The sequence below is a fragment of the Streptomyces sp. NBC_00483 genome (assembly GCF_036013745.1).
Lineage (GTDB): Bacteria > Actinomycetota > Actinomycetes > Streptomycetales > Streptomycetaceae > Streptomyces.
In genome coordinates, this window is sequence record NZ_CP107880.1 from 24215 (window position 1) to 41670 (window position 17456).

Annotated in this window: 11 protein-coding genes and 2 pseudogenes; 7 read left to right on the forward strand and 6 right to left on the reverse strand. The window is 70.9% G+C overall.

The window, feature by feature from the left end; all coding sequences use genetic code 11:
* Nucleotides 1–49 precede the first annotated feature (49 nt).
* Nucleotides 50–472, forward strand: coding sequence for a MerR family transcriptional regulator (locus OHA73_RS00150; protein WP_267072666.1), 423 nt, complete (start codon nt 50–52; stop codon nt 470–472).
* Nucleotides 473–923: 451 nt separating this feature from the next.
* Nucleotides 924–1598 carry a class I SAM-dependent methyltransferase gene (locus OHA73_RS00155; protein WP_327653716.1) on the forward strand — a complete coding sequence of 225 codons (675 nt, stop codon included), beginning with the start codon at nt 924–926 and terminating at the stop codon, nt 1596–1598.
* Nucleotides 1599–2512: 914 nt separating this feature from the next.
* On the opposite strand, the gene tpg is transcribed toward OHA73_RS00155, so the two are convergent.
* Both tpg and tap read right to left on the reverse strand, forming a co-directional pair.
* Complete coding sequence (gene tpg / locus OHA73_RS00160; RefSeq protein ID WP_267072664.1) at nt 2513–3070, reverse strand: telomere-protecting terminal protein Tpg; 558 nt, start codon at nt 3068–3070, stop codon at nt 2513–2515.
* Entirely contained in the window at nt 3067–5565 is a 2499-nt protein-coding gene (tap, locus tag OHA73_RS00165; protein ID WP_327653717.1) for a telomere-associated protein Tap, read from the reverse strand. The genes tpg and tap overlap by 4 nt, the downstream gene beginning before the upstream one ends.
* A gap of 683 nt (nt 5566–6248) precedes the next feature.
* On the opposite strand from tap, the gene OHA73_RS00170 reads away from it, so the two are divergent.
* The 3 genes and pseudogenes from OHA73_RS00170 (at nt 6249) to OHA73_RS00180 (ending at nt 9180) form a co-directional block, all read left to right on the forward strand.
* Nucleotides 6249–7004 carry an alpha/beta hydrolase family protein gene (locus OHA73_RS00170; RefSeq protein ID WP_327653718.1) on the forward strand — a complete coding sequence of 252 codons (756 nt, stop codon included), beginning with the start codon at nt 6249–6251 and terminating at the stop codon, nt 7002–7004.
* A 311-nt stretch (nt 7005–7315) separates the two neighbouring features.
* Nucleotides 7316–8175, forward strand: a pseudogene (locus OHA73_RS00175) (IS5 family transposase).
* Between the two features lie 74 nt (nt 8176–8249).
* Nucleotides 8250–9180: pseudogene (locus OHA73_RS00180) on the forward strand (IS5 family transposase).
* 628 nt (nt 9181–9808) lie between these two features.
* On the opposite strand, the gene OHA73_RS00185 reads toward OHA73_RS00180, so the two are convergent.
* The gene (locus OHA73_RS00185) at nt 9809–10411 is read right to left on the reverse strand and encodes a hypothetical protein (RefSeq protein ID WP_327653719.1); all 603 of its coding nucleotides are present in this window, start codon (nt 10409–10411) and stop codon (nt 9809–9811) included.
* Between the two features lie 590 nt (nt 10412–11001).
* On the opposite strand from OHA73_RS00185, the gene OHA73_RS00190 reads away from it, so the two are divergent.
* Nucleotides 11002–12579, forward strand: a complete 1578-nt coding sequence (locus OHA73_RS00190) for an amidase (protein WP_327653720.1) — start codon at nt 11002–11004, stop codon at nt 12577–12579.
* Here the strand turns inward: OHA73_RS00190 and OHA73_RS00195 are convergent.
* The gene (locus tag OHA73_RS00195) at nt 12543–13088 is read right to left on the reverse strand and encodes an Lrp/AsnC family transcriptional regulator (protein WP_266718561.1); all 546 of its coding nucleotides are present in this window, start codon (nt 13086–13088) and stop codon (nt 12543–12545) included. The two genes, OHA73_RS00190 and OHA73_RS00195, sit on opposite strands and share 37 nt — an antisense overlap.
* Nucleotides 13089–13329: 241 nt before the next feature.
* On the opposite strand from OHA73_RS00195, the gene OHA73_RS00200 reads away from it, so the two are divergent.
* Nucleotides 13330–15591, forward strand: coding sequence for a transketolase-like TK C-terminal-containing protein (locus tag OHA73_RS00200; protein ID WP_327653721.1), 2262 nt, complete (start codon nt 13330–13332; stop codon nt 15589–15591).
* Between the two features lie 75 nt (nt 15592–15666).
* On the opposite strand, the gene OHA73_RS00205 is transcribed toward OHA73_RS00200, so the two are convergent.
* Both OHA73_RS00205 and OHA73_RS00210 read right to left on the reverse strand, forming a co-directional pair.
* Nucleotides 15667–16257 carry a helix-turn-helix domain-containing protein gene (locus OHA73_RS00205; protein WP_266718558.1) on the reverse strand — a complete coding sequence of 197 codons (591 nt, stop codon included), beginning with the start codon at nt 16255–16257 and terminating at the stop codon, nt 15667–15669.
* Between the two features lie 24 nt (nt 16258–16281).
* Complete coding sequence (locus OHA73_RS00210) at nt 16282–17445, reverse strand: LLM class flavin-dependent oxidoreductase (RefSeq protein WP_266718556.1); 1164 nt, start codon at nt 17443–17445, stop codon at nt 16282–16284.
* Nucleotides 17446–17456 lie beyond the last annotated feature (11 nt).

The window sequence follows — 17456 nt, forward strand, 5'->3', positions numbered from 1 at the left end:
GACGCTACGATCTAGAGCAAGGTCTAGATCAAGTCCGGGAGTGAGCGGCATGACCAGCACCGGGGCTCCTATGCAGTCGCTGGGCATCGGCGAGGTCGCCGAACGGACCGGGCTGAGCGTGCACGCCCTGCGCTTCTACGAGCGCGAGGGCCTGCTCGTCGGGCCTCTCCAGCGCACATCCGGCGGCCGCCGGCGCTACACCGCCCTCGATGTCGACTGGCTGCTGATCTGCGTCAAGCTCCGCGCATCCGGCATGCCGCTCGCCGACCTCAAACACTTCGCCGAACTCGTCCGCCACGGACCGGGCAACGAGGAGCAACGTCTGCGGCTGCTGGACACCCACCGCCGACGCGTCGACGCACAGATCCAGGCCCTGGAGGAATGCCGGTCCCTCATCGCCTGGAAGACCGGCGTCTACGCCGAACACCTCGCCCGCGGTGAAGCCGGCGGCCTGTGGGACCCGACCGCCTGAGGCAACCGCCCGCCCCGTGCTGCTCCGCGCGACGGTGAAGTGCCGGCCCCCCACGCGGGCGTTCGGGTTCGCCGGGCACCGCTGGAGCCGCACCCGGGCACTGATGCAAGCCAAGGCCCGCACCCGGCCGGCCAGATGCTGCCGGGTGCGGCTCGCCGTCCGGGAACGCTGTGCCGCTGAGCAGAGCGCCATCCGCGGCCAAGCACCACCCGATCTGCAGCAAGAGCAAGACAGGGGGTGTGTCGCGCAGCTTCTCAGCGGGCGGGGTGCCGTGCGGCGCCGGACTTTCCGGGGAGGGGATGGAGGGCATGGCGGTGGCCGCCGTGCCGTGGCCGGGAACGATCACCGGGGCGGGGTGGGGTGGCGGCTGGGGGCGACAGTGGTGGGCGTTGCGCAGGCCGGCCGAAGGGCGTGGCACGGCCTGTCAGTTGTCTGCTCTGGGGTCGCCCGCGTGGCTGAGCTCTCCTACCTGACCGCCGTCCGCGAGTCCTACGACACGGTCGCCGCCGACTACGTCCAACGCGTCCCGTCGCCGGCCGAGATGGACCCGCTGTCCCGCGCGATGCCGGCCGGGTTCGCCGAACTCGTGCGGATGGCCGCTCTGGGGCCGGTCGCGGACCTGGGGTGCGGCCCCGGCCGCGTGACGGCGCACCTGGCCGGACCGGGGGTGCCCGCCTTCGGTGTCGACCTGTCGCCGAAGATGGTCGGGCCGGCCAGAAGCGCCTACCCAAAGCTGCGGTTCACCGAGGGCTCGATGACCGCGCTGGAGACGGGGGACGGCGAACTCGGCGGCATCCTGGCCTGGTACTCCACCCATCACACGCCCCCGCAATGGCTGCCGGCGGTGTTCGCCGAGTTCCACCGCACGCTCGCGCCCGGCGGCCACCTGCTCTGGGGAGACTACGTCGGCAACGAGCGGCTGCAGCCGACCCACGGCCACGGCCGACCGGTGTCCTACGAGTCGTACCTCCTGCCCCTGGACCGCATGGCCGGCCTGCTGGAGCAGGCCGGCCTCGCCGTCACCGCACGACTGGAACAGGAACCCGGCCAACACGTGACCAGGCCGCACGCCTGCCTCCTGGCCCGCAAGCCCGATGTGATGGGCACTGCCGGGGCCCGTCCCTGAGGCGAGGCCGCCGGGCCGGACCGCCGGCGATCGCCTCCGCCTCCTCCCGGGCCGTTCGGCGGGCGCGGCGAGGGCGGCGAGGTTCCGCCGGCGCGCGGCCCGAGGGCTCCCCGGCGGCGTCCCATGCATCCGGGCACCCGTTCCCCCGTTCCTCCCTGCCTGTTGACGCCTGCTGCGAGGAGCCCACGGACCAGGACTTCGCGGTCCATCACCGGGCTGTGGCTGCCGGGCACGTGGCCAGGACCTGGCCGGTACCCGTCGCGGCCACGTTGCCGGCCGGCCCCAGGCCCTCGCTCCAGGAACTGCCGGTGCCAGGTGGCCGGGTGGTTGGGAGGACGAGGCAGGAAATGGGCGCGCCGGGCCAGGACGTCATTCCAGCGCGCACAGAGGAGGACGTGGATGCGGACCGGGAACCCGGCTTCGGCTTCGGCTTCGGCTTCGGCTTCGGCTTCGGCTTCGGCTTCGGCTTCGGCTTCGGCTTCGGGGACGATCCCGGATCATCCTCTGCTGCCCCCTCTGTCTTCCCTGCTCCAGCCGCAGTCTGCGACGGGGCCGGACCGTCCGGCAGAAGGGGCCGTTTCAGGCTTCGGGAAGCCGCTCACGCACCGGGCCGAGGAACGCCGCCGGTTCCCGTGCCGGCACGGCCGGGACCGGCGGTACGTACGGCGGACACGAGCGGACGCGGACGGACGCGGGCGGCTCACACCCTGCCGGCCGGCAGACGGGCCCGGGTGCTCCGGCACGCCGGGCGGCGAAGACCGCCCTGCCCCCCATCCAGCAGCTGTGCGAGCGGCAGGCGCGTGGGGACGGGCCCGTGGCCGCCCGTCGCCGGCAGGGCCGGATGCCGCGGGCACGGCGCGCCTGCCCGCGGGGCCGTCCGGCAGGCCCCCGCGGGCTGTTCGGAGCAACGGCCGCTACAGGTCGAACTCCAGGTGCTCGATATCGGTGAAGCGGACCTCTTCCAGGCTGCCCGCGCGGCGGCCGCCGTCCTGGAAGTACACCTCGCGCAGCGCGTCGGCCGCGATCCGGCGGAGTTCCTCATCGGAGGCGCCGGCCTGCCGGGCATCGAAGAGGCGGCCGGCGTGGACGGGCGGCAGCGCGACGGTCAGGTGCCGGATGCGGTCCTGGTCGGTGGTGCCGATCGGGGCGGTGTAGCCCATGCGGGCGCGGGTGTCGATGACGAGGCCGTCCGTGCTGGCCGCCTTCTGCCGCGCCTTGGCGCGGACCTGCGGCTGCCAGCGCCTCTTCACCTCGCGTTCCAGGCGCGCGGCGAGATCCGGGCGGGGCTTTTTGATCTGGTCCTTCACATAGCGCTCGACGGTGCGCTGGGAGACGCCCAGCAATTGGGCCGCCTTCCTGGTGCCGCCCAGCTGTCTGACCAGGTAGCGCATCTGCGGGCCCGCCCTCTTGGGTGCCGGGCGCGTGAACGCCTTCTGCACCGCGGCGTCCAGACCATCGGCGAACAGGCTCATCGCCCTCCCCTCCCCTGCTCACCGGTGTCGGCGTCGGTGACGGTGCCGTCCTTGATGTAACGGGCGAGGTTCAGCTCCGGGGCGTCAAACCGCTCGCGGACCTCCTCACCCCACAAAACGGACTGGGTGCCCTCGTGCTTGACCAGGCCGGGGTTGATGCCGAGCCGGAAACCGCCGGGCAGCGGCTTGCCGTCCCGGTAGGGCAGGAAATCCAGCGGACCCGGCCCGCCCGCGGCGTAGACGACACAGTCGGACAGCACCGCAACCGGGTACTGCCCCGTGAACGCCGCATGCTTGACGATCTTGCGGTGCAGGTTGATGCGGGTGCGGGCGATGACCGCCGCGCGGATGTCCGGGCGCCAGGTCGGGCGGGCCAGCGCGCGCCACGGCTCGCCCGGCCGCCAGCCCTCCCCGCGGGGACGCTCGCGCAGCTTGCCCAGACCACCCTTCACGGTCGCCTTGATCGCCGAGCCGACGATCGCCAGCTGGGGGTCGCGGTCCCGGTAGCCGTCCATCGCCGCCAGGAAGTCCCCGGGCGGCAGGTCCGCGGCGACGCCGAGGTCGGCCATCGTGGCGAGGTAGGCGTCGCGCAGCCGCTGGTACCAGCCGTCCAGATAGCGGCCGCTGTCGTAGCGCACCCACGCCTCGATTGGGCGGACCTCGTAGCCGAGCTCGGCCGCGTAGGCGACGGTCGGGGTCGCATACCAGGCCGGCCCCGTCGGCCGTTCGCCCTTCGGTGTGAACGGGGAGGGCAGCAGCGAACCGTCCAGCTCCACCCACCGGTCCCTGCCGGTCTTCACCCTCGACAGATCGACGTGGGAGAGATCCACCAGCCAACTGCCGGGCAGCTTCGCGTCGAAGACCGGGTCCGTGACATGCGCAGGCGCGCCGAGGCCGACATGGAGGCCGTTGGCGCCGGCCGCGAAGGCCATATTGACGTCGATGCCGACCAGATGACGCAGCGTGCACTCGGCGTCCGTCATCGGCCGCGCCCAGTCCAGGGCCTCCTCGAACAGCTTCTCGCCGGGGCCGCGGACGTGGAAACGGGGCAGGTCCCTGAGCAGCGGGTGGCCGTCGGGGGCCTCGCACGGCGCCGGATCGACCGGATCCCTGCCCAGCGAGCCGGGATTGTGCTCGGAGTGCCGGATACCGTCGCCGTCCGGACCCGAGGCCCGCGTCGGCGGGTGCAGCGCGGTCATCAGCTCCAGACCGGTCACCGCCGTCGAACCGCGCGGCGTCATCACCCGCGAGGCGTACACGCCCAGGACGCGGGCGAGTTCGGCTGGCGGGAGCTGTCCGGCCGTGTCCCAGTGCCGGGTGTCCAGCGCCTGCCAGGACGGGATGCACAGCTGCACACACGCCCGCTCCGTACCCGTGGCGGGCCGGTAGATGCGTGCCCAGGGCCCGAAGCCGCGCTTGGTCAGCTTCCAGTCCGCGCGGGCCAGCTGCCTGACGGCCCGGTGGCTGTCCGGGAGACGGCCGGCCAGCCGTTCCTGTTCCGTGAGGGCGGCCGGGAGACCGTAACGCTCCAGCGCGGCTTCGGTGAGCACGAGCAGCGGGTCGGCGTCCTTGCCCGGCCCGGACAGCTTCGGCTGCCCGAGCTCCGCCTCCGTCAGCGTCCACTCCACCAGGGCCGGCATCGACCTGGCGGGCACGTCCAGGACCAGACCACCGGTGCAGTACGCCACCACCCGCCCCTCCGCATCGACATCGACGACAGCCAGCGGGCCGTTCGCGAACCGCGCACCGGCACCGGCACCGGCACCGGCCACCGCGGTACCGGCCACCGCGGTACCGGCCGCCGGGGCCGGGGAATCCGCCGCCCGCGCCGGGGTGTTCGCCGCCGGCGCCGGGGAATCGGCCGCCGGGGCCGGGGAGTTCGCCGCCGGGGCCGGCTTCTTCGCACCGGGGCGGCGCGGCGTCGACGACGGCCCGGCGCTCCGCGCCGCACGCCGCGCGGGGCCCGGAGCCGGAGCCGTCCCAGCCCCGGACACGACCGCGGCCGCGGGATCCGGGGCCGAAGCCGTCGCAGCCGGGGCCGCGGGCTGGGGCTGGGGCTGGGGCTGGGGCTGGGGCTGGGGCTGGCGAGTCTCGGCTGCAGTCACGGCCGCAGCCCCGGGGGCCCGGCCCGGGGACAGACTCCGCGCGTGCGCCGGACCGGGCGCGACGGTGAACGCGGCGGACACCGGCGCGCCCGGTTCCGCCGGGGCGGGATAAAGCTCCGCGAGCCGGCCCAGCAGCCGCGCATACGCCTCCCGCTCCGGACCACGCGGCTCCGTCGGCTTCTTCGCCGACTCCCAGCCGGACACCGTGGCCCGCCGCACCTTCAACGCCACCGCCACCTGATCCAGCGTCAGACCATGCGCCACGCGCAACCGCTTGCGCTCCTGCGCGGGCGGCAACGACGCACGCGACGCCACCAGCGCATCGACCGCATCAAACAAATCAGCCCCGGACTCAGCCCCGGACCCGGACCCGGACTCGGACTCGGACATGGAACACCTCCCGACCCAGACCCTACCCCACCAACCGCACACATCGCGTACATCGACCGTACGGAAAGCGTACGAACGGGGGAAGGCGGGCTGTTCAGGGGCCGCCCGTGCAGCGCTGTGGCCGCGCACCGGTGGTGATGGCACTTCCCGGCAACGCCGTACAGCTAACGACCGGCACAGACAACGACACCCACGAGCAGGCCACTGCCGCCACCCGGACCGCCCGGACCGTCCGGGCTGTCCGGGCTGTCCGGGCCGTCCGGGCCGTCCGGGCCGTCCGGGCGCGGTACCCGGCGGGCCCGGCCCCGACTCCCCCTCGGCCCAGCCACACCACCCCTGCTCCACACACCACGCCACCGCCACCCGGCGAAACCACCGGACCGGCACCCGCCGGACCGCTATACGCCGGACCGGCACCCGCCCGGCCCGGTATGTGCCGGCCCGGTGCCCGCCCGGGCCGGTGCCCGCCGCCCGGTGCCCGGTGCCCGGTGCCCGCCGGACCGTGTGCGCCGGCGGGGGCCGCCCGGCCCTCCCCCCTGAGCGGTCAACAGTTGAACTGTCGAGAGGAGTGATCAGCGCGTGACATGCTGCTCACCGGCTCGCGCGTGGCACCGGCCGGTGCCACGCGCGCCCTGTCCCCCGACCGGTTCCTGCCTAGGTGAGCACCACAGATGAAAGAAAAAGTGAGATTCCCCAGCGTCGTCGGCCCCGAACTGGCCGGAGTGATCGACCTGCCGGAGGGCGAGGTCCGCGGCTGGGGACTCTTCGCGCACGGCTTCACCCTCGGCAAGGACTCGCCGGCCGCCTCCCGCGTCAGCAAGCAGCTGGCCCGCGAGGGCATCGGAACGATGCGTTTCGACAACCTTGGCATCGGCGACTCCGACGGCGACTGGGGAGACGGCTCCTTCACCGTCAAGGTCCAGGACACCATCCAAGCCGCGGCCTTCATGGCCGAGCGCGGGACTCCCGTGGATCTGCTGGTCGGCCACTCCTGGGGCGGCGCCGCCGCCCTCGCCGCCGCCCGCGACATCCCCGGCCTGCGCGCCCTCGCCACCATCGCCGCACCCGTCGACCCCAGCCACGTCGAGCGCCAGTACGACACGGTCCTGGACCGCGTACTCAGCGAGGGCTCCCACGAATGGTTCGTGGGCGGGCGCACCCTCGTCCTCAAACGTGCCTTCGTCGAGGACGTCCGCAAGGCGCATCTGCGCGAGACGATCGGCGAACTGAACCTTCCGCTGCTGGTCGCGCACTCCCCCACCGACTCCACCGTCGACATCGACAACGCCGCGGAAATCTTCCAGGAAGCCCGCCACCCCCGCAGTTTCATCTCCCTCGAAGGAGCCGACCACCTGCTGACCGCGCGGGGACAGGCGCAGCGCGCCGCGCACATCATCAGCGCCTGGGCCGACCAGTACCTCGACGAGCCACGACCCTGACCACACCGCCCCACGCCGGGGCCGGCACTTGATCGCCCGCCCCGGCGCACCGACCGGCCCTCGAGCAGACGGGCATCCGCCGCCGTATGACGTGAACCAGGCCACACGCGGTACACCGTCGCTCCGGTCCCGGCCGGCCCCACCCCCGCGGCCGGACACGGCACAGCAGGCCACCGGCTCCCGAGCGCGAGACACACACGCAGCACTACACCATCGAGCGGCGCGTCAGCCTTCTTAAGACCTGTCGTCAAACTCCCGTCGTCGCCCCAAGGGCGGCCCGGCGGCCTAGGCCGTTTCGTTCAGATCATCTGATCGTTGGTCCGGGTGTGTCGTTGACTGACGTGCAGTGGGCGCGGATTGAGCCGTTACTCCCCGACCGGGCGCCGAAGCGGGGCGGCCGGTGGCGAGACCACCGCGAGGTGATCGATGCGATCGCCTTTAAGTTCCAGACCGGCACCCCGTGGATGTGCTTGCCGGAGCGGTACGGCAACTGGCGAGGCGTCTACAACCGGCTGCGGATGTGGGCCATCGACGGCACCTGGGAACGCGTCTTCACCGCGCTGATGGCCCAGGCCGACGCCGACGAGGACCTTAACTGGGCCGTCTCCGTGGACTCCACGATCGTGCGCGCCCACCAGCACGCGGCCGGGGCCCGCAAAAAGGGGCCCCGGCTGGCGAACCGGCCGACCACGCCATCGGCCGCTCCCGCGGCGGACTGACCACAAAGATCCACCTGGCCTGCGACGGCCGTTGCCGGCCTCTGGCCTTCGTCCTGACCGCCGGACAGGCCGGCGACGCACCCGCGTTCACAGCAGTCATGGCCCGTCTGCGGGTTCCACGACACCGGGGACGGCCCCGCACCAGACCCGACATGGTCCTGGCCGACAAGGCCTATTCCTCACGCGCGATCCGAGACCACCTGCGCAGGCGCGGCATCCGCACCGTCATTCCGGCCCCGGCGGACCAGCTCCGTCATCGCATGCGGCGAGGAAGTGACGGCGGCAGGCCACCTGCCTTCGACCGTGAGGCATACAAGCAGCGCAACACCGTCGAGCGGTGCATCAACCGCCTCAAGCAGTGGCGCGGCATCGCGACCCGCTACGAGAAGACAGCCACGATCTACCTGGCCGGACTCCACGTCGCCGGAATCTTCCTCTGGTCCGCACGGTGATCCAAACGAGAGCCCCTAGGGGCTGTTTCTCGGATCTCCTTACGTGAGTGGGGAGTTGGGGCCAGTCTGGGTGGATGGGGCGTGGGGATCTGACGAATGCGGAGTGGGACCGGCTTGAGTCGTTGCTGCCTCGTGGTGGTGCGCGCGGAGGCCGGTGGAGTGATCACCGGCGGGTGATCAACGGAGTGCTGTACCGGGTGCGGACGGGGGTGCAGTGGCGGGACCTGCCCGAGCGGTTCGGTCCGTGGGAGACCGTCTACAAGCGGCATCGGCGCTGGTCGGCGGACGGGACGTGGGTGATGCTGCTGTCTCGCGTCCAGGCCGCCGCTGATGCCGAGGGCCGCATCGACTGGGACGTCTCGGTGGACTCCACCGCAGTACGCGCTCACCAGCACGCCGCGGGCGCGAGGAAACAGTCTCCACCCGCCACGCCTCAAAGGGGGCGGCAGCGGGGACGAACCGGGTCGATCCGGTGCTGCGGAAATTGGTCGTCCGGCTGGAGGAGGTGGTCAGATCGGCGAATGCCTGGGACGCTCCCGCGGCGGCTTCACCACCAAAATCCACCTCGCCGCCGACGGACGATGCCGGCCCCTCACCCTCGTCCTGACACCCGGACACTACGGTGACGGCCCTCAGCTCGAGCGGGTACTGGAGCTGATTTCGGTGCCCCGCCAAGGGGTTGGACGGCCCCGCAGCCGACCCGACAGCGTGCTGGCAGACAAGGCCTACACGTCCCGGAACAACCGCCGCTACCTGCGCCGACGCGGAATCCGACACACCATCCCCGAACGCGTCGACCAGCGAAGGCACCGGAAGAATCGCGGGTCGGGCGGCGGCCGGCCCACCGGATTCGACAGCGAGCACTACAAGAAGCGCAACACCGTCGAGCGAGCCATCAACCGCCTCAAGGGGTTCCGTGCCGTCGCCACCCGCTACGAGAAACGCGCCTACATCTACCTCGGCACCGTCACACTCGCAACCCTCATCATCTGGCTCCGCACCTGATCCGAGAAACAGTGCCTAATGGGGCCACCCCTGCTCGAGCGAAGCCGAGAGCTTGGGGAAACGTGCGACCGCAAGGCGCCGGAAAGCCCTCGTCGTGGAGCTACTCAGGCCTTTCGGCAACGCCGCGAGCGTGTCAGACGCCGCCGGGCAGACGGGAGTTTGACGACAGAACCTTCGGCAATGGCGCGGCTTCGCCACCCGTGGGGACGGCGTGGCGGAAGTGGCCTTGCAGCCCAAGCCCGCGCACCTTTCCCCCGGTTGAGGTGGAAAGGGATCCACCCCGTCCCCGTCTCCGGCACCACGCAATTCGGCGCCCGCGGGCCGCACCAGGACGCACGCGAACAGGATCCCCGCGCGCGACCGGCGAGACGGAACCCCTTGGCCGCAAGCCCTCACGCCCCAAACCGCCGGCCGAGCAGAAGCGGCATGCGCCCTCGCCCCGACCCGGGACAGGAAGCTCGGCCACAACCGCTCCTGACGTCGTGTGCCAGCACCGGCATCGCCCAGCCACCCATACCGGTGCGCTCTGCCGGCTACCGGTGAACGGACCGCTTACGGTCGCGCGCACAAGGGAGGGGCCGGCCCCGAACGGGCCGGCCCCTCCCCCGCCTCGAGTTGCCCCAGGCACCTACAACGACGGCAGCGTCTGCGCCGGCGACACACCCGGCAGCGACGGCAGCTTCGGCAGACCCTTCAGGTCCGGCGCCGGCAGATCACCACCGAGCACGATCGCAACCACCACATTCACCGTCCCGGTCAACGTCGCCTGCAGCGCCGCAGCCGTCGCCTTCGCATCCCCCGCAGCCGACGCCTTCACCAAAGCGTCCACCTTGGCCTGCAGGTCCGCCGCCGCCTTCGCGACAAGCTCGGCGCCCGGGGCCTGCCCGCGGGCACCCGGCGCACCCGCCTTGTCAGCCGCCGCCTTCGCACCGGCCGTCAGACCGTCCAGCGCCTTCTTCACGCCGGCCGCATGCCCGGCGGCCTCCTCCTTGGACAGCTTCCCGCCGGGCGCCTTCAGCACACCGGCAACAAGGCCGGTCACCGGCTGCAGGACCGCGCCCGCCCCCGCCAGCGCCGCATTCTGCTTCGCCAGCGCATCCGCCCCCGGAACCGGAGCAACCGACGCACCGGACACACCACCGGCCCGCGAATCCATCACCGACGAGAACGCCGGACCGGCCGGACCGGCCACACCCAACGCGAGCGCACCACACAACACGGTGGACCCCAAGACACCGACTTTCCGGGAAAAACGCATAACCCACCTTTTCGCGATTGCAGTTGACGAGCACTACACCCCGCCACCCTGCAAACACCACACACACCCCGCAACCACAACAACACACCCAGCAACACCCACACAACCCAACAAAAGACCCCCCACCACACAATTCCCAGCCCCACCCGAACCTCCCACACACACAACCAAAAGAATCACCCCCAGAAACCCACCACCCACCACCCACACGGCCGTGGCAAAACCCTCGGACCAGCACCCCCAGAACAACCACCGACCAAAAAACCAGCACAACACCCGCCAAAAGAGCCCCACAGCGAAACGCAGCACCGGCCACCAGTGGGCACCACACCGCCCCCTGCACCCGGCCGACAACGACCACGAAGAAACCAGGCAGGCGGGGCACCGTGGACCAGTTCCAACCAACGGCCGGCGACCACAGTGGTCACCAGGGTCCACGGATCGCTCTGTCTGGCGGCATGGCTGACTGTCTGCCAGGGAGTGGCCCGCTGGGTGCGATCGGAGACGTGTGGCCGATGTGGTGGCCTTGCGGTGCGGAGTCTGTGTGTAGTGCGCTACGCCTCATGAGGGACCTGAGGAAGAAAGGCGTTACTGCGCTGGGCGCCCTCCTGCTGGCGGTGCCCCTTCTCGTTATCGCGCCGTTTCCGTCGGCGGCCGGCACGGACAGGCCGCTGGGCGTCGACCTCGGCACAGTGACGATCCCGCAACTGCAGGCCCGCATGGCGAAGGGTTCTCTGACCTCGTCGGCGCTGACCACCGCCTATCTGCAGCGAATCAGAACCATCGACCCCAAGATCCACGCGGTGCTGCGCACCAACCCGACGGCGCTGCGCCAGGCCGCCGCCAGCGACGCCCGACACCGGCGCGGCACCGTCCGCGGCCCGCTCGACGGCATCCCTGTCCTCATCAAGGACAACGTGAATACTCGCGGGCTGTCCTCGACGGCCGGGTCGCTGGCGCTGGCCGGGAAACCGCCCAGTGTCGACGCCGACCTGGTGGCGCGGCTACGGAAGGCCGGGGCGGTCGTCCTCGGCAAGTCCAACCTCTCCGAGTGGGCGAACTTCCGTGCGGAAAAGCCGACGTCGGGCTGGTCGGCGGTGGGCGGGCAGACCAACAACCCCTACGTACTGGACCGCAACCCCTGCGGTTCCTCCTCCGGCTCGGCCGCAGCGCTCGCCGCGACGCTGACCCAGGTGGCGATCGGCACCGAGACGGACGGCTCCATCGTGTGCCCCGCCGGCATGAACGGGGTCGTCGGCCACAAGCCCAGTCTCGGCCTGGTCAGCCAGGACGGCGTGGTCCCGATCTCCGCCGAGCAGGACACCGCAGGCCCCATGGCCCGCAACGTCACCGACACCGCGCTCACCCTGTCGGCGATCCGCGGTGACGGCGCCGTCCGCTCAGGCGGCGTGGCCCGCGCCACGGATACACTGCCCGGTCCCGACGGCCTGCGGGGCAAGCGGATCGGTCTGTGGCGGTTGCCGTCGCTCGGATCCGACGTGGACGCCCTGATGACCCGTACGGCGAAGAAGCTACGCGCGGCGGGCGCCGAGGTCGTCGAGGTGACGCCGCCGTATCAGAAGCGGCTCGCCGAGCTCGAATTCCCGGCGCTGCTCAGCGAGTTCCACCGGGACATCGACACCTACCTCTCCACCCGCGACGGGCCGCGGGATCTCGCCGCGCTCATCGACTTCAACCGCACCCATTCCGAAGAGCAGACATGCTTTGCCGGACAGGAACTGTTCGAGCAGGCCCTCGCCGCGCCGTCGACCACCGACCCGAAATACCGGGCCACGCGGGCGGAGTTGAAAGATCTCTCCCGGCGTTCCATCGACGAGACCATGGCCGTCCACCACCTCGACGCCATCGCCTCGCCGACCAACCCGCCCGCATGGAGAACCGAATGCGTGCGAGGCGACAACGACGTGATCCCGTCGTCCACCCCGGCGGCAGTCTCCGGATACCCGTCCCTCTCGGTGCCCGCGGGCTTCGTGGGTGAATTGCCCGTCGGCGTCCTGCTGATGGCCGGAAACCACCAGGACGGCAAGTTGCTGTCGCTCGGCGCATCGGTGGAAACCCGCCTCGCCGCATGGCGGGCACCGCGCTACCTGCCGTCAGCGGGCACCAACATCGGCCGGTGACCCACACCCGCACCGCCGCCCCGGCCACCACCGCTCGCCTCGGCGCGGCGGAGCAGTGGTGTGAGGCGGTAGGGCACCAGTTCGCGCATGGCCAATGCCGTCGCAGTGCGGTCGATGCCGGGGATGGCGAGGATCTTGCCTGCCACTCGGTACAGGTCTTCGGCGTCGGTCGCCACCACCCTCACCAGGAGGTCGGTTTCGCCGCTGAGGCCGAAGACCTCCACCACCTCGGCAACCTCGGCCAGCGCTCCGGAGACTTCGGCCAGCCGATGCTGGTCGACCTGAGCGGTGACGAAAGCGGTCAGGGGGTAGCCCAGTGCGCCGGGAGTGATCCTGCGTTCGAAAGCGCCGAGCGCGTTGTTCCGCTCCATTTTCGCCAGGCGTGCCTGGACGGTGTTGCGCGACATTCCCAGGCGTTCGGCCAGCGCGACGACGGTCGCGCGGGGGTCGGCCGCGAGCGCGAGCAGGATCTGCGCGTCGGTGCCGTCAAGGCTCTGCTTGGTGTTCATTGTGCTCAAGTGCTTCCCCACTGTGCCGAGTTGAATTGAGCAGAATGCTCAGATCGAGAGTGACATCTTGTGCATCCAGGGGGCTATGGGTCTACTGCAGGATCACAAAGCCAGATCCAGAGTTCTGGGTGTTCAATGGAGGTGGTTCGTTGTGGTCTCGCCCTGCACGCCGGTCGACGCGACAGACGCCGGGGGTGTTCACGGGGGCGTACTCACGGCGCTGGAGGCCATAGAGCGACGGGTGTTGTGGCTGTCGACCGCGGTCATCGACCATGCGAACCGGGTGCGGCCCAACCCGTCAGGGCTGAAGGTCGGTGGGCATCAGGCGTCCAGCGCCTCGATGACCTCGATCATGACGGCGTTGTGGTTTCACCAACTCGGCGCCGAGGACCGGGTGTCCGTCAAACCCCACGCCTCTCCCGCGCTCCACGCGATCAATTATCTGTTGGGTGAGCTGGACGAGGAGCAGCTCACCACCCTGCGTTCCTTCGGTGGCCTGCAGAGTTATCCCAGCCGCACGAAGGATCCCGATCCGGTGGACTACTCCACCGGATCCGTCGGCATCGGCGCCACGGCCCCGCTGTGGGGCGCCATCGCCCGCCGTTACGTGGACGGCCACTTCGGCGGTGCGGGCGCCGGACGGCAGTACTCGCTCCTCGGCGACGCCGAGCTGGACGAAGGTGCTGTCTGGGAAGCGCTGCGCGATCCGATGGTGCCGGGTCTGGGCGAGGTCGTGTGGATCGTCGACCTCAACCGGCAGTCCCTGGACCGTGTCATCCCCGGCATCGCCGCGGACAAGCTGCAGGGCATGTTCGCGGCAGCGGGCTGGCAGGTGCTGACCCTCAAGTACGGGAGTCTGCTGCGGGAGTTGTTCGCCCGCCCCGGCGGCGACGCGCTGCGCACCCGTATCGACGCGATGGGCAATCCCGAGTACCAGCGCCTGCTGCGCTGCACCGCGTCCGAACTGCGGGAGCGGCTGCCCGGCTCCGGGTCCACCGCCGGGCCCATTGCCGAGCTGATCGCCTCGGTGGACGATGCGTCGCTCCTGTCCGCGCTGCGCAATCTGGGCGGGCATGACTTCGGCTCGCTTCTCGACGCGTTCAAAGCCATCGACGACACGCGCCCGACCGTCGTGTTCGCCTACACCGTCAAGGGGCACGGGCTGCCCACCGAGGGGCACCCGCAGAACCACTCGTCGCTGCTGACCGCCGATCAGATGGCCACGCTCGCACAGCGTCTGGGAATGGACCTGGAAAACCCCTGGTCCCGCTTCGGCGAGGGCTCGGAGGAAGCGGCACTGTGCGCGGCGGCCGCGACACGGCTGCGGCGTCCCGCCCGCGAGCTCCAAGCCCCTCCGGAGGTGCCGTCCGACCTCGGGCGCCCGGCCCCCACGGGTACCGGTGCGACCCAACAGGCCCTCGGTCGGACGTTGTTGGATCTGACCCGCCGGGCGCCCCTGGCCGCGGAACGGATCGTGACGGTCAGCCCGGACGTCAGCTCCACCACCAACCTGGGAGGCTGGCTGAACAAGGTCGGTGTCTGGTCCCCGGCGGAGCACGCCGACTGGTTCGCCGACGATGCCGAGACCATCCTCCACTGGCGCGAGCAGCCCACCGGCCGCCATCTGGAACTGGGCATCGCCGAGACCAACCTCGTCGGCCTCCTGGGCGAACTCGGCACCACCTGGGACCGCTGGGGACAGCCACTGCTGCCCATCGGCGTGATCTACGACCCCTTCGTCAACCGGGCCCTGGAGCCGTGGTCGTTCGGTATGTACGCAGGTGGGCAGTCCATCCTGGTCGGCACCCCGTCGGGCGTCACGCTCGCCCCGGAGGGCGGGGCGCATCAGTCGATCACCACCCCCTCTCTCGCCATCGAGCAGCCCGGATGTGTGGGCTACGAGCCCGCCTTCGCCATCGACACCGAGTGGTGCCTGCTCGCCGCGCTCGGGAACCTCGGCAAGCCGGAGGGGAGTTCGGCGTACGTGCGGCTCTCCACCCGCCCGGTAAACCAGTCCCTCGCCGCCGTGCCGGACGACTCGGTGGCGCGCGAGCGCCGCCGTCGTCAAGTGGCCGCCGGCGCGTACCGGTTGCGGCAGCACAGTGCGCCCGTCGTCACTGTGGCCGCGATGGGCGCCATGGTCCCGGACGCGCTGGCCGCCGCCGATCGGCTCGCGGCCCTCGGGTACGGCGCCGACGTCATCTGCGTCACCAGTCCCGACCTGCTCTTCCGCGCCTGTCAGGCGCGCCGCTGTCAAGGCCGGGAAAGCACCCCGCACTGGATCCTGGACCAGGTCTTCCCCGCCGAGCGTGCCACCCCCATGGTCACCGTCCTGGACGGCCACCCGCACACCCTCGCCTTCCTCGGCACGATCAGGAACACGCCCGTCACCACCCTCGGCGTGACCCGCTTCGGCCAGTCCGGATCGCTGGAGGACGTCCACCGCCACCACGGCATCGACGCCGACAGCATCGCCGCCGCGGCCCTCGACCTCATCGACTGACGCGGCCATGGCCGTCGTGCTGCACAGTCCTGCACAGTGCTGCACGACGGCCATGGCCGCCCGGCCGGGAAGCACTCACTGCCGCGAGACGATGAGCAACAGTCGTACCTCGGAGTCGTCGAGCACCCGCCACCGGTGCGGGAGTGAACCGGGGTAGCTGATGACTTCCGTCGGGCCGAGGCGTTCCCTTCGGCCGCCCTCGAAGTCGAGTTCGATCTGTCCGGTCACGACGTAGATCAGCTCGTGGCCGGGGTGCTGGAAGTAGTCCTCGAACTCCGCCGGACCGCCCGTGTACTCGAGCGGCTCCACCGGCCAGTCCAGCCGCGTCAGCGAGCGGACGACGGCCCCGTTGGGGGCGTCGGTGCGGGGCACCCGGATCCCGTCGGCCTCGCGGAGCACGTCCACCACCTCCTCGGCCGGTTGCGCGAGGAGGGCCGAGATCGTGGTGTCCAGGGTCCGTGCGATCCGGTTCAGCGTGGTGATGCTGGCCGTGGTGAGGCCGCGTTCGAGCTGGCTGAGGAACGCGTGCGACAGGTCGGAGCTCTGTCCGAGCTGTTGCAGCGTCAGCTTCTGAGCCCGACGCAGGGCCCTGATCCGCAATCCCAACAGTTGCATGAGGTGGTCGTCTTCGGGGCGGGGGCTGTCTGCGACCGGTTTCCGTGCCACGGGAGAAGAGTACCTACCGCCCCGTCAGCCGAGCAGTGGCACGACTTCCTCGGTGAAGCGCCGCATCTGTTCGGCGGCCATGTCGTAGGTGTGCCCGGGGAAGTGCGGGAACAGCACCAGGTGCTCCAGGCCGAGTGCGTCGCGGTGGTGGGCGACGAGTTCGGCGACCTCCTCCGCGGTGCCGACGGCCCAGGTCTTCTGCGCGGTCGAGTCTTCGAGGGTGGGGACGAGTCCGGGGGGCGCCGGCTTGCCGTCCGGTCCCATGTAGCCGCGGCTCCAGCCGAACGGCGCGAGCAGGTTCCAGAATTCGTCGTGACCGCGCCGGCCCGTCGTCCACGCCTGCTCGTGGGTGTCCCCGATGTGGAACGGGAGGACCAGGATGCGGTTCTGGCCGGGGCGCAGTTCGGCGTTGTGATGTTCGGCGTAGAGCTCGCCGTAGCGCTTCCACTGCGACTCGATGAACGAGTGGTGCTGGTTCCACCAGACGCAGCCGTGCCCGACCTCGGCGGCGTAGGCCAGTGTCGGCGGGCTGGTGACGGCCTGCCAGATCTCCACCGGGTGCAGCGGGCCGGGCAGCAGGGACAGTGATTCGACCGGGCCGTCCGGTCCCGTCGTGCCCGGCGGCGGGAACTCGAGGTACTTCCCCTTGTAGGAGAAGGTCTCGTTCGCGAGTGCGGTGCGGATGATGTCCATGTACTCGGCGAACACCTCGCGGTTCTGTTCGTCGACCGCGGTCCGGGCGTCGCCCTCGGCCAGGTGGATGTCCGCCTGGTGCGCGGCGAGGCTGCGCAGTTCGCGGGGCACCGTGCCGCGGCCGACGCCGAGCACGGCCCGCCCGCCGGAGAGGTTCAGCAGGGTGCTGAAGTCCTCGGCGAGGCGCAGCGGATGCCATTGGGGAACGATGTTGAACATCGCGCCCATCTGGATGCGTTGGGTGCGCGCGGCCAGATTCGCCTGGAGCAGCAGGGAGTTGGGGATGACCTCGTATCCCTCGTGCTGGAAGTGGTGTTCGGCGAGCCAGTAGCTGTCGTAGCCGAGTTCCTCGGCCAGGACGCCGAGTTCGAGCAGGCGCTCGGTCGCGTGCCACACCTCCTCCCGAGTGGCCCGACGCTGGCCGGCCGGGAGCCACTGTCCGCTTTGGACATCGGCCATCTCGATGGATCCGAAGTAGAAGACGCCGTAGCGCACGCCGCACCTCC

What these genes read in the sequence shown, in the direction of transcription:
- OHA73_RS00195 (WP_266718561.1), bottom strand. Translation starts at nt 13,088, where the DNA reads ATGAACACCAAGCAGAGCCTTGACGGCACCGACGCGCAGATCCTGCTC.
- tap (WP_327653717.1), bottom strand. Translation starts at nt 5,565, where the DNA reads ATGTCCGAGTCCGAGTCCGGGTCCGGGTCCGGGGCTGAGTCCGGGGCT.
- OHA73_RS00190 (WP_327653720.1), top strand. Translation starts at nt 11,002, where the DNA reads ATGAGGGACCTGAGGAAGAAAGGCGTTACTGCGCTGGGCGCCCTCCTG.
- tpg (WP_267072664.1), bottom strand. Translation starts at nt 3,070, where the DNA reads ATGAGCCTGTTCGCCGATGGTCTGGACGCCGCGGTGCAGAAGGCGTTC.
- OHA73_RS00150 (WP_267072666.1), top strand. Translation starts at nt 50, where the DNA reads ATGACCAGCACCGGGGCTCCTATGCAGTCGCTGGGCATCGGCGAGGTC.